Below are 12296 nucleotides of genomic sequence, written 5' to 3'. Positions count from 1 at the left end.
GATGAGGCCTTTAAGGTTATAACTTGTTTTAAATATCCACGCGAGATCAGATACAACAATGCTAGTGAGGAAACCTATAAGGATGCTATCTGGTGTTACGGTCGTCTCAGTAATGACTGCTCCCTCTAGGTGCCCGCACGGTAAATGTATTTTCTGCCCGGGAGGTGTGGATTATAACACTCCCCAAAGCTACTACGGAAAGGAGCCTACTCTAATGAGGGCTATTGAGAATAGCTACGACCCTTTTTATCAAGTACAATCTAGACTGAGGCAGTATGAGGCTAACGGGCATATCCCGAGTAAGGTCGAGCTGATTATAATGGGAGGGACTTTCTTAGCTACTCCCCTAGATTATCAAGAATGGTTTGTGACACAAGCATTAGAAGGTATGAATAGGTATCCCGACTCATCAAAGCCCGGTTTTGTTTATTTAGAGGAAGCCCAGCTAAGGAATGAGTCAGCCAATATCAGGTGTGTCGGGATGACAGTTGAGACTAAGCCTGACTGGGGTAAGGAGAGAGAGGCTAAGCAGATGCTAAGGCTCGGGGCCACTAAGGTAGAACTAGGAGTACAGACAGTATATGACGAACTACTTATGAGAAGTAATAGGGGGCATACTGTTAAGGACTCGATTGAGTCGACTAGGATTTTAAAAGATAGGGGCTTTAAGGTCGTCTATCACGTAATGCTGGGCCTACCGGGTTCTGACCCTGACAAAGACCTTGAGGGCTTTAAGAGGCTTTTTTCAGACCCCGATTTCATGCCGGACATGTTGAAAATTTACCCTACACTGGTGGTAGAAACTGCACCTCTAGCTGAGGTATGGAAGAGGGGGTTATATAAACCCTACGATACTGAGACATTGGTCGAGCTTATATCTGAAATGTATCGTTTCATCCCTCCTTGGGTTAGGGTAATGAGGGTCCAGAGGGACATCCCTGCCCCTATAATACTAGACGGGAACAAAAAGGGGAATTTGAGGGAACTCGTAGAGAAAAGGGCTTTAGAAAAAGGCGTGAAAATAAATGAGATAAGGTTTAGAGAAGTCGGGGTAAGGTGGTTACATACTGGGGAGATACCCAGAGGAGAACCGAAGTTAAGAAAGTATGTCTATGAAGCCAGTAAAGGTTTGGAAGTTTTCCTTTCTTTCGAGTTCGATGACGGTACTGTAGTAGGCTACTTGAGGCTAAGAAAGCCTTCTGATGTAGAAAAGATAAGTATTGTGAGAGAGCTCCACATTTACGGCCTTGAGACACCTGTAGGGCTGTGGGATGACCTCAGTTTTCAACATAAGGGATACGGTTCTAAGTTGTTGGCTGAAGCTGAGAAGATATCTGTTGATGAACTCGACGCTAAAAGGATCCTCGTACTTTCCGGTATAGGGGCTAGGGAATATTATAGGAAGAAGGGGTACAAAAACGCTTACCCTTATATGGAGAAGGAACTGGTCTAGGAGTTTATTATATTGTCCAGTCCTTTCATTAGGTCTGACTCTACGTGTTCTGTCCACAACATTTCGGGCACGTCTATAGCTAAGAATAAAGGTGATAGGAGGATTGTTTCTACAGCAGTGACCCCTATATTTTGTATCCATTTACCTATCCCAGCAGTGACTTTTAACTGTTCTCCTAACTTTTCGAATGTAAATGTCAAAGCCCTATCTGCTGCAATTAAATCGCGTAATATTCCTCCCTTCTGGGCTTGGACTATTGCTTTTCCGTTCTCCTCTTTATACTGAGTTTTGAACCCCTTTTGTTCTAAGTATGTAACAAACTGGTTTATAATCTGCCCTACGTCTTTTTGCGTTGTATAGACTTTTTCTTTTTTGAAAATTCCCATACTCTTTTATAATTTCTCTACCTAAAAAGTTTATTCGCAAGTTCACTCTACAAGCTGATTTAATGATGAAGTATACGAATTTGATGGTAATAAGAAAATTCTTACTACAGTTCCTACGCATGTATTTTAACTCGTCTTGGTAACTTTAGGCTTACCCCAAGGAGTTTAAGAAAGATCCGTGTTATTAATATCCTCATTTAAGTATCACGTAGTATATAAATAGCTTAGACGCGGACACTGCCTATGTACTTATCAAAATAAAGAAGATATACCCTAATAGTTAAATGGTTTAGCCACCTTTTTTAACTGTACTTTAAAGGACTGACGTTACATAAAGCAATCCCATTTATTTAAATTTCAGAAAGGTTTTTTACGTTAAAGACGTTACTGATTACTATGAAGTTGTTGCGTCCATTAACGTTATTTATTATAATTTTTCTTGGTGAGATAGGGCTATTTCTATTGTTTTCTTCGTTCTACAACCCGTCTCTGGCGTCTCAATATGGTGGGCTTACCGTAGTTTATAATAATCTCGTCTACGAACCATATTTTATAGTCCTTTTCAGTATTTTCTTACATAACCTATCCGTAGCTACACTGGATTTTATCCCTTTATTTGGTCTCGCGATGTTAGTATTCAGTATAATTGAAACGGGTCTGGTAGTAGCCATAAACGGGTCTATAGTAGGTACCCCGGGGTTAACAATATCTCTTTACCTTTTTACTTTGCCTCATTCATGGTTAGAGTTACCTGCTTATGCAGTAGCTTCTGCCAGCGGTATTTATTTTATTTTTGACGCTAGCAGTAACGGGTTAAGAAAGGCGACTATAAGGTTGTTTTACATGTACCTGATGGTTGCGGTAGAACTTTTAATTGCAGCCAGTTTTGAAGCTGGTGAAATTGTAGATAAATCTTATGGTCTACTCCCTTACTTATATTGGATCCCAGCAATTCCGGCATTTTATTTCTTAATTGTTTTCTATAAATATTTTCAGAGATTAGCGGATAGTAGCTAGGATTACTGCGGTTAATACGGCAGTTATCCCGAGGATAAGGGCATAGAGCGGGAAAGCAGGTCTTTCTACTTTCTTTTGGCTTAGCTGTGGGGGATAATATGGTGGTTGTGGCGGGGTATAGTAAGGAGGATAAGTGCTGTAATAGCTAAAGGTCGGGGTATATTGGTTTAGGTAGAAACCGCACCTAGCGCAATAGTTAGCGATATCCTGATTAAAGTACCCGCATCTAGGGCACTGTTTCATAAGCTAAAGTTAAATTTCGATATAAAAAATCCTTCCGTATGGTGGATGTTGGGATAAAACCTTACTACTCTCATCCACACTCTACTCCTCTTATAGCCAAAGTTGGTTTTATTGAGCCTTATTGGGACTAAGTATTTTTCGTATTTCTCAGCTAGCCTCTCACCTTCTTCCGGGAATAATGAACAAGTAGAGAAGACAGTGGTCTTTTTTAGTCTCATAGCTTCCTTAAGTATTTTGTTCTGGAGTCGAGACAGCCTTAGCATTTCACTTTTATTTAATCTTAAAAAGATTGACGGATCAGACGCTATAGTCCCGCTATTACTGCACGGTGCGTCAATGAGTACCTTATCTGCCTCTCTGATCGGTATATGGGAACCATCTCCGTTTATTAATTCTACGTTTTCTACCGATAATTTTGCCATTAATTGTTGTTGGAGTTTAATTCTCCTCTCCGAGATATCTACTGCGACCACATATGCTCTGTTGTCAGTCAATTGTTGAATTAAGGATGTTTTCATACCTGGTGCGCTTCCTATTTCAAGTATTTTCTCACCTGGTTTAGGGTCTAAGAATATCACTGGGTATATGCTGGCCTTATCTTGTATTACTATCTTACCTTCTTTGAACTCTTCAAGGTCAGATATCCTTATCTTAGTTTCGATGACTCGGTACAAGAAGTCGAAAGAGTCTTTCTCGACCATCACTTTTTTGTCCTTCAGAGTGTTGATAACACTCCCGATATCAGTTTTCAGTGTGTTTACTCTTATCCAGGTTTCCTTGTTTAATAATTCATTCAGAGACGACACCCCGCAAACTTTTTTCAACCTAGTTTCAGCCCAGCTGGGTAGCTTAAAAGGTACGTTTTCCTCTTCATTATTAACTAATCTTACTATTTCTTCTATCCCCCTATCAGGAAATATGTAAGTACCGTAGTAGTATTTTTTTAAGATTTCTAAGAATTTTTGATACAAAGCCTTTCTATCTCCTCTTATCTTAAGCGATTTATAAGCAAGGTCAAATGCTTTTTCAGGTGACGTCTTCTTTTCGATTATGAGCCTGATGGCTTTTGCATATAGTAATTCTTCCATGTCCGTTTTGTCTAGTAACGTTTTAACTCCTTAAACATTTTATCCCTTTATGACTTAACGTCAGATAATCTGTAGATCCTCACGGTCCTTGTAGTTTTAAGTGGAGAAAATATCTCAGCTAAGGGCTTAGAGGATCAGTTAAAGGTATGCAAAAGTGGCTTTTAATTGTACGGGATACTTCTACTACTGTACGCTAATGGCTACTCTACCTCTTATCTCTATGTATATAATAGTGTCAGGCTTATGAAGATAAAGTTAAATACCATATCGATGGTGTTTATCTAGGGTGTTATATTGGCGGAAACAGCTCACAAGGTTTTAGCTGAGTCTTTAGGCTCTACGGTGTTAGTTAAGCTGAAGGGGGAAAAAGTAGTAAGGGGAACTTTGAAGAGCTATGATATGCACATGAATTTAGTACTTGAGAACTCTGAAGAAGTAATGAATGACGGCAGCACTAGGAAAGTAGGGACCATAATAATTAGAGGAGATAACGTTATTCTAGTCTCGCCTATTTAACACATATTTACTTCCCCACTTTCTGAGTTCTTTATATACATTCTTTAATTCAAGTCCTTTTTCAGTAAGTTCGTACTTTACCCTAAAAGGTCTGTCACTGACTACAATCCTCTTTATAAGCCCAGCTTTCTCAAGTTCTTTCAAAGTGATGGAGAGTGACTTGGAATTTAAGCCCGTTAATTTTTCTAACTCGTTGAATCCTTTTCCTCCTTCGAATAAGTAGTATATTACTATCATTTTTCTTTCGTTACCGAAAACCTTTATAGATTCTACTACTGGGCATAATTGCTTTTTTTCAGTTGCTTTCATTTTGAAAGCCAATTGAAGAGATCTCACGGACTGTATAAATATTTTTCTCTAAGATAGGTTATTATGCCAAGACTGGTAAGACATGACAGGAACGTACCTTATCAAGTAAAGGCAAGTAACGGAGAAGTTTTTTACATATGTGCATGTGGGTTGTCTAAGAATAAACCTTTCTGTGACGGTTCACATAAGAGGACTCAAGACGAAAGTCCCACAGAACTTTATGTATATGAAAACGAGAATAGAGTAAAAATCTCTACCTTTTATCCGCAACATTAATAAAATCTAAGTTACTTGTAACATAATTTTTTTGTTTTCTGAGATTGTCTTCTTTAATGTATCTCTAGTGTTAACTATAAGCTTGTAAAAGTCCTGACTTATCTTTTTAGTTACTAGCTCTTTATTAGCCCAGTATATATAGACTGGTCTTCCTTTCTTTCCATCTTCTATTATTTTTTCTCTTTCTATTAGACCTTTGCTTAGTAATGTATTTAGTGCCTTATTTACCGAGGCCTTGCTTACCTTCAATTCTTCAGATAATTGATCTGCGGAATACTTCTGGCCTCTGGTCAAGAGCTTATGTAATACTTCTATTTCTCCCATACCTAGGCCGTACATGAACGAGATTACTTCATGAATGTCTACTTCTCTTCCATCAGGGAATTTTACCTTACTAGTCATTTGTTCCACTAATAACTTATTTACTTTCAGAAACTAAAAAACACCATATATTTAAAAATGCACTTTTGTGTACATTTTAACATAGTTTAAGGTTCGTTTAAATTTCCTTTATACTTTTTGATTCTGATAAAAGCTTAAAAACTTATTCTCTAAATTTGGATAATACGTCCCCTAATTGTGACTCTAGCTCTTCTTTTTCATGTAAAAGGTGGACGTACTTTTCTAATATTTGGAGTAGCCTGTTTCCGCTCTCAGATATGACATAATAGGAGTTTTTTCCTTCATTTTCCTCTTTAAGATAACCGCTCTTAACTAGTATATCAAGGTATTTCTTTAGCTCAGCAAAATTTAATGCAGAGGCGTACATTATCTTTGTCTTGTTAGTCCTTTCTCTGCATGCATTTAAAATACTATAGATTATTTCAGCTGTGCTCCTTTTCTTGGTCATTAGAATTGTGTAAATTTGTTTACTATATAAAGTAAACTAATACCCACCAAAATTATAACACTGTACTAATACTAATTAATTAGTTTTGATTAACTCTAACACTTTATTAAACATCAGATTTTATATGCTATCAGATTTCAGAATAATAGATAATAGATTTGTCGAACTGTTACTAGAAGAATACTTCTTAGATAATAACTCTGTCGTAAATGATTTCTTTATAGTTAAGGTAGCGGAAGATGAAAGGAGAAAAGTGTATAGGTTTAAAGTTTGGCTCTTTCGCCCGGTAGATAATAAGATAGATGGTTTTACTGGATATTTGTTTTTTTACAAGTCTAAGATAGTCATAAAATTACCAGTCGTTAAAGACGTCGTTATAGATGAAAAATTGATAGATAAAGTGGTAAATATGTATAAGAAAATATATTTCATGAGGAAGCCTTATGAACAAGAAAGTCTTTAAGCCACTCAATAGTCTTATCATCATTATTATTCTCAAGGAAATTTAATAAAGAATTTATAAATTCATTCTTTGTACGAGATTTTTCAGAGATTTCCTTTAGAACTCTAATTGCAGATACTTTAGTCAGTTTGTACTTTCTTTCTTCTTCATTTTTATGTATAATTACTGAGTCGTTGTATAATATTATTCGTAGATCTAGTAGCTCATTTTCATCGATTAGGTCGTATTCTACACCGTACACTCCTTCAACAAGTCTACCCCCATCTTCGAAGGTCTTTATAACTTTTCTGTAGTTATCATAACTACCTTTAACTATAATTATCCCTAACGGCCTCAGATATATTTTCAATACTTTAATTATATCATTCTCGCTGCAGATAAATTTCTCATGTTGCATTAGATGTTTTATATCATCCTCAAACACTACCCTACCTCTAATGAGATTACTATTGAAGAGAATGTCTAATATACTCAGAGCTTCTTTTTCACATTCCATATGGCTTATTTTGAATGTATATTTTTAAAGCATTTTATTACCGTACTATAAACTGGGGTCTTTCACGGGTCCATTGTGAATTGTAATTTCCTCTGCTAAATTAGTACAGTTCAGTATACAAATAATATAGTAACGTAGATCATTCTACACAAATTAAATTATAAACATGCCATCTTACGCTTTTACAAGTTATCATGTATTATTATCGGTTGTGTATATTTAAGGTTATTGTCTAAAAAACTATACTTAGACAAATAGAAATCACAAAATAAACGTAAATCCCTAAACTTAGGCTATGGCCTTAATCTGAATAAACAGCTAACGTTTATCTTTAAGCTTAGTGATACAAACCATAAAATTATAAGATTTTCTCAGTCATTAAAGATAAACCAGCCTGAATATAATTTGACAATTTTCCCGTATTCACTCTCTAAAGTTCTAAATATATCTTGTATATCTTTTTTCCGGCTTTCAATTCTTATCCCTGTTAGTTCTGTCCCTTCCTTAATTAGCCTGAATTTTATCCCTCTCTCCTTTAAACCTGATAGTAAAACTGAAATGATCCAAACTTGCAAGTGAATGAAGTCATTTTTATTTAAATTTATAATACTACTCTTTTCTCCGAGCTTTTTGAGAGTACTTATATTTATATCGTACGACCTATATTCATAATCGTAGTATTTTTCGAAAGGGATGAGTCCAATACTTTCTTTAATTTTTTCCCACTCTTCTCCTACTTCTTTCATGTATTTCTCTCTCTTCTCCAGACCTAAGCCAAGAGTTAGAAACGCGATTGAAATTGACAATTTAAGTCCTATTATTCCGTATTTATCTTTTATAGCACTAACTATTTTTTCTAATGTTTCTTTATCTACGGATATATAGTCTGTAATCCTGAGAAGGTCTCCGCTTATTTTTTCTTTGTTTTTAATGATTTCGTTTATTTTCTCTATTCTCCTTCCATCTTCTATGTTTATTATGGAGAAGATTTCTTGGTCTTGAATATCTCTTTTAATGATGCACTTATTTATTTGCATCTAAACAAAGATCTCCTCACAAGAATATTTAATTCTTGCGTTAATATTCTACAGTAAATGAGTTTTGATCTAATTATAGTATTGAACGTTAATATAAAACATATAATTTGTCTTTGATCTCTGGCGACTTAATAACTATTACAGAAAGGTCTCCCCTTACATTTCTTATCTGTTCCCTAATCTCATTGTCGTAATTCTCTGGTAGAATTATAACTATATTTTTGACACCCTTAGGTAAGCTGAAATCAATAAACTTCCCCCAGTCTTTAACTAGAGACGTATTCACTGAAATCTCATGAGTCACGTTAAATTTTGATATAATAGTCCTTACCATTTGGTCCTTGATAATATCTAGCACTTGCATTTATAGTTGACCACTTTCTATATAACTCTTATCATATATAAAGGTTTCCCCTTTTTCCTTAACAATGGAACTGATTTAGCTTCTACTTCTGTTCTAAATTATCTTTATTTCTTCTTTAAATAGGAAAAAATTTTATCTGTTCTTTAAATCTATTAGTTATGACTATAAAACTTTAGAAATTCATTTAGATCAATCTATCATTAGCAGCAAACTTAGAGATTTAGCTAAAAATCTTTTTGAAGTATATTTCTCTATGACGTTAGTGTTAAGCTTTTAGCCTGAATTTTAAACAATATATCAAACGCTGGGATACTGAACGGTGATTAGAGGACCACCGGTCTGATATATGATGTTTTAGGACAAACCAATTTAAATTAAGACAGTGATTCGTGTAAACGTGAAATGTGGATTTATTTTCAGGAGAGATTTAAGACTGTATGATAATACGGGTCTGGTAGAAGCGTCTTATGATTGTGATGAAATAATCCCATTATTTATCGTTGATCCAAGGCAAATGCTTCATAATAACTATAAGTCGGAATTTGCTTCTTCGTTTATGATTAACTCTCTAGTAGAACTAGACGCTGAATTGAGAGATAAATGGGGAGCAAAGTTAAACATATTCTTTGGTAATGCAGAGGAGGTAATAAAGAAACTTGATGTGGATGCTATATATGTTAATGAAGATTACACACCTTTTGCTTTAGAAAGAGATGAAAAGATGAAGGAAAACGCTTTATCTAGGGGGATTAAATTCTTATCTTTCACAGACGTTTTATTAACCACAAAAAATATAAAACCATCCAAAAGTTTTTCCGCGTTTTACAAGAAGGCAATTCAATATAAAGTACGTGAGCCTAGGGATATCAGGGATGGAGTTAACTTTACTGTCATAAAAGACAGTCTAGACGTGGAGTTCTTAAAGTCATTTAAAAAAACTGAGTCCCCTTTGCTTAAAGGAGGGCGATCTGAGGGTTTAAAACTGCTAGAGAGGAAAGTAGACTTTAAAAGGAGGGATTTTCCAGCAGAGAGAAATTATACTATGTTATCCCCTCACCTTAAGTTTGGTACAATTTCCATTAGAGAGGCATATTATAAGAAAAGAGATGACCAAGCGTTTATACGAGAACTGTATTGGAGGGATTTTTACACTCTCTTAGCATTTTATAACCCTTATGTGTTTGGCCATTGTTATAAAAGAGAATACGATGGGATAAATTGGGAGAGTAATGAAGAGTATTTTGAAGCATGGAAGAACGGAAGGACCGGGTATCCTATTGTTGATGCTGCAATGAGGTCCTTAAATAGTACCGGTTTTATAAACGGGAGGCTTAGAATGATCGTAGCCTTCTTTCTGACTAAGGTCTTGTTTATAGACTGGAGGTGGGGCGAGAGGTATTTCGCGTCTAAACTTATAGATTATGATCCTGCTATCAATAACGGTAACTGGCAGTGGGTAGCATCTACCGGCACAGATTATATTTTCAGGGTCTTTGACCCTTGGAAACAGCAAGAAAAATTCGACCCTGACGCGAAGTTCATAAAGGAATGGGTGGAAGAGCTTAGAGATTACCCGCCTTCAATAATACATAAAGTTTATGAATATAATATACCAACGTACCCTAAACCTATAGTAGACTGGAGAGAAAGAGTAGAGTATGTAAAAAGAGTTTTTAGCTTTGAACAGTAGTGTAATTTATGGAAAAACCTGCGAATAATAAGCTTTTTATTTCAGCTTTAGTAGCATTCTTAATTCTTATTTCTTACGCTATTATATTCAGAGATCTTTATGCAGTCCCAGGTTTAGTATCGGCAGTAATAAGTATTAAATCTGCATATAATAGGAAATTCTCTAAATATACTTTATTTCTCTCTGCAATAACTAGTGTAATTAGTTTTCCTAGTCCGTTTTATCTAATTTCCGTGTTGGTGGTAATTTATGTATTTTACGAATATTATGCTGGGACTTTAATAGCCGGCATGATAGAGATCGTCCTTATTATAGTTTCCGTCCTATACAAGGTCATCCCACCCTTCACTGTGCCGGAATATATACTAGGGTTAGTTACATCTCTTCCCCTTACTTATTTGACTGTGATGAACTTGAGGGCATATAAAGGAAAAGATTTCACGATAGTAACGTTCAGGGCTAAAGGGCTGCCTAAAGGTTTACCTTGGTTTATAGACTTAAACGGAAATGTTATTCCGACTTCGGACCCCGAGATTAATATAATTAGTGAAGGGGGGTCATGGGTAACTTGCCCAGTGAAAGACTCTAATTCGTTTTATGTCCCCACGAATTATAAGGGCTCGGTAGTAGCTGGGGATTACGTTGAAATAAATTTTAAACAAACACAAGATTCAGATGTTTTAAAGGGTTACGAAGAATGTACAGTAAGTTTTATCCCTTTAAATATACCTAAAGAACTAGAATTCTCTGTAACCGTGAACGGGAATAAATATACTGGGAAAAGTAGAGTGATTGTACCCGTATTCGATCAGCCTTTTGTAAAATGGGAAGTTGAAAAAGTATCCTTTGGAGATGTAATTTTTGAACCTAAGCAGAAGTCGGGGACTGCTCTAAGGGGTAGTGTAGTAGGGATAGAATTTGAGCCTAAAATAGTGAAGAGGGCTTTGGACATTAAGAATTGGGATCCTAAAGTCTGGGTAGGGACAAAACTCTATGGGTATAACGTTGTCGATACCGTAAGCGAGGGTGGTAGCAGTTATGTGCTAAAGGGGGAAAAAGATAACAGATATTACGCTATAAAGATTTTAAAGCCTAGTTTCTCCAGATCGCAAACCGTAGCGTTAAGAGAGTTTACCGATTTATTTAAAGAGTCTAATAACCTAGTTAAGTTAAGTAACGGTAACCCTTATCTAGTTAAGGTATCAGGGATATTTGCCGATGTAAACCAGATAGCCTCAGTGTTAAGGGGTGATACTGAAACTTATTTAAAATATCCCCCAGCAATAGTCACCGAATTTATGAGTGGGGGGACTGCTAAAGAACTATTCGTTAATTATTTCTCGCCATCAAAAGACTGGTATGAAATAGTCAGGATAGTCATAAAGTACACTGCGATCGCGTTAGAATATATGCACTCTAATGGGTATATCCACTTAGACGTTAAACCCCAGAATATCTTCTTCTCAGATAAGTTAAATGGAGGGTTAGACGAGGTGAAAAAGGTGCTAGAGTCGGGGCAGGTCACAATAAAATTAGGGGATTTAGGCTCGGCTGTGAGAGTAGGCGAAAAGTTTTTCCAAGCTACTCCGGCTTATTGTTCTCCTGAACAACTGGAGCACGCAATATTAGGGTTAGGGGCTAAAGTAAATTTCGATATCTTTAGCTTGGGTATGACAGCCTATTATATGGTTACTGGTAAAGAAAGTCCTGTTAGTAAATACTTGGATGAAGCTATAGACCTTTATAACGGTAATGATGTCGGTAGTGCGTTGAAAAAAGTAGACGAGGCTAAACAAGTAATAAAATTATGGAATATAGATTTCCCCTCAGATTTACCTTATGAACTACGTGAGTTTATTCAAAAATCTCTTAAATCTAACATAGACAATCTATCTTATTTATTAAAAAATCTATAAAAAAATACATTTTTAACCCTATAATCAATTTTAAGTTATATTTTATTAAGCTAAATCTACTTTATATCATTTTGTCTTTTATAAAGTTAGGTATAAAAATATCTAAAGTAGAAAAAGAATTATATGCAACGTTTATATTCAGCGACTGTCCAACCCTTTATTAAGGGATTAGGTTATAACAGCTTTAATAGA

The 12296-nt window shown here is 35.7% G+C and carries 16 protein-coding genes; 7 read left to right on the top strand and 9 right to left on the bottom strand.

Going from position 1 to position 12296, the window contains the following annotated elements:
* The first annotated feature begins 58 nt into the window (after positions 1-58).
* Positions 59-1453 carry an elongator complex protein 3 gene (locus KN1_RS11735; protein ID WP_221287845.1) on the top strand — a complete coding sequence of 465 codons (1395 nt, stop codon included), beginning with the start codon at positions 59-61 and terminating at the stop codon, positions 1451-1453.
* On the opposite strand, the gene KN1_RS11730 is transcribed toward KN1_RS11735, so the two are convergent.
* A complete protein-coding gene (locus tag KN1_RS11730; protein WP_221287844.1) occupies positions 1450-1839 on the bottom strand; it encodes a hypothetical protein in 390 nt (129 codons plus the stop codon). The two genes, KN1_RS11735 and KN1_RS11730, sit on opposite strands and share 4 nt — an antisense overlap.
* 396 nt (positions 1840-2235) lie before the next feature.
* Here KN1_RS11730 and KN1_RS11725 point away from each other — a divergent pair, with 396 nt between their 5' ends.
* Entirely contained in the window at positions 2236-2856 is a 621-nt protein-coding gene (locus tag KN1_RS11725) for a stage II sporulation protein M (protein WP_221287842.1), read from the top strand.
* On the opposite strand, the gene KN1_RS11720 is transcribed toward KN1_RS11725, so the two are convergent.
* Both KN1_RS11720 and KN1_RS11715 read right to left on the bottom strand, forming a co-directional pair.
* Positions 2839-3099 (bottom strand): hypothetical protein, encoded by a 261-nt coding sequence (locus tag KN1_RS11720; RefSeq protein WP_221287840.1) that lies wholly within the window; start codon positions 3097-3099, stop codon positions 2839-2841. The genes KN1_RS11725 and KN1_RS11720 overlap by 18 nt on opposite strands.
* Positions 3096-4187 (bottom strand): RsmB/NOP family class I SAM-dependent RNA methyltransferase, encoded by a 1092-nt coding sequence (locus KN1_RS11715; protein ID WP_221287839.1) that lies wholly within the window; start codon positions 4185-4187, stop codon positions 3096-3098. The genes KN1_RS11720 and KN1_RS11715 overlap by 4 nt, the downstream gene beginning before the upstream one ends.
* A 294-nt stretch (positions 4188-4481) precedes the next feature.
* On the opposite strand from KN1_RS11715, the gene KN1_RS11710 reads away from it, so the two are divergent.
* Positions 4482-4703 (top strand): LSM domain-containing protein, encoded by a 222-nt coding sequence (locus KN1_RS11710; RefSeq protein ID WP_221287837.1) that lies wholly within the window; start codon positions 4482-4484, stop codon positions 4701-4703.
* On the opposite strand, the gene KN1_RS11705 is transcribed toward KN1_RS11710, so the two are convergent.
* On the bottom strand, positions 4686-5012 hold the full coding sequence (locus KN1_RS11705; protein WP_221290735.1) for a winged helix-turn-helix transcriptional regulator: 327 nt from the start codon (positions 5010-5012) through the stop codon (positions 4686-4688). The genes KN1_RS11710 and KN1_RS11705 overlap by 18 nt on opposite strands.
* Before the next feature lie 63 nt (positions 5013-5075).
* Between KN1_RS11705 and KN1_RS11700 the strand changes: the two genes are divergently transcribed.
* Positions 5076-5288 carry a CDGSH iron-sulfur domain-containing protein gene (locus tag KN1_RS11700; protein ID WP_221287835.1) on the top strand — a complete coding sequence of 71 codons (213 nt, stop codon included), beginning with the start codon at positions 5076-5078 and terminating at the stop codon, positions 5286-5288.
* Positions 5289-5294: 6 nt separating this feature from the next.
* On the opposite strand, the gene lrs14 is transcribed toward KN1_RS11700, so the two are convergent.
* Both lrs14 and KN1_RS11690 read right to left on the bottom strand, forming a co-directional pair.
* Positions 5295-5690: an Lrs14 family HTH-type transcriptional regulator gene (gene lrs14, locus KN1_RS11695; RefSeq protein ID WP_221287833.1), complete on the bottom strand. Its 396-nt coding sequence runs from the start codon at positions 5688-5690 to the stop codon at positions 5295-5297.
* A gap of 142 nt (positions 5691-5832) precedes the next feature.
* Positions 5833-6138, bottom strand: coding sequence for an Sso10a family chromatin protein (locus KN1_RS11690; protein WP_221287831.1), 306 nt, complete (start codon positions 6136-6138; stop codon positions 5833-5835).
* A gap of 124 nt (positions 6139-6262) precedes the next feature.
* Between KN1_RS11690 and KN1_RS11685 the strand changes: the two genes are divergently transcribed.
* Positions 6263-6601 carry a hypothetical protein gene (locus tag KN1_RS11685; protein ID WP_221287830.1) on the top strand — a complete coding sequence of 113 codons (339 nt, stop codon included), beginning with the start codon at positions 6263-6265 and terminating at the stop codon, positions 6599-6601.
* On the opposite strand, the gene KN1_RS11680 is transcribed toward KN1_RS11685, so the two are convergent.
* The 3 genes from KN1_RS11680 to KN1_RS11670 form a co-directional block, all read right to left on the bottom strand.
* Positions 6567-7097 (bottom strand): hypothetical protein, encoded by a 531-nt coding sequence (locus KN1_RS11680; protein WP_221287829.1) that lies wholly within the window; start codon positions 7095-7097, stop codon positions 6567-6569. The genes KN1_RS11685 and KN1_RS11680 overlap by 35 nt on opposite strands.
* Before the next feature lie 371 nt (positions 7098-7468).
* Positions 7469-8134 carry a hypothetical protein gene (locus KN1_RS11675; protein WP_221287828.1) on the bottom strand — a complete coding sequence of 222 codons (666 nt, stop codon included), beginning with the start codon at positions 8132-8134 and terminating at the stop codon, positions 7469-7471.
* 88 nt (positions 8135-8222) lie between these two features.
* Positions 8223-8492: a DUF4898 domain-containing protein gene (locus KN1_RS11670; RefSeq protein ID WP_221287827.1), complete on the bottom strand. Its 270-nt coding sequence runs from the start codon at positions 8490-8492 to the stop codon at positions 8223-8225.
* Positions 8493-8895: 403 nt separating this feature from the next.
* Between KN1_RS11670 and KN1_RS11665 the strand changes: the two genes are divergently transcribed.
* Positions 8896-10188, top strand: a complete 1293-nt coding sequence (locus KN1_RS11665; RefSeq protein WP_221287825.1) for a cryptochrome/photolyase family protein — start codon at positions 8896-8898, stop codon at positions 10186-10188.
* 8 nt (positions 10189-10196) lie between these two features.
* Positions 10197-12104, top strand: a complete 1908-nt coding sequence (locus tag KN1_RS11660) for a protein kinase domain-containing protein (protein WP_221287824.1) — start codon at positions 10197-10199, stop codon at positions 12102-12104.
* The last annotated feature ends 192 nt before the right edge of the window (positions 12105-12296 follow it).

The sequence above is a fragment of the Stygiolobus caldivivus genome (assembly GCF_019704315.1).
GTDB classification, from domain to species: domain Archaea; phylum Thermoproteota; class Thermoprotei_A; order Sulfolobales; family Sulfolobaceae; genus Stygiolobus; species Stygiolobus caldivivus.
This window is presented reverse-complemented; position numbering and strand designations above follow the sequence as displayed.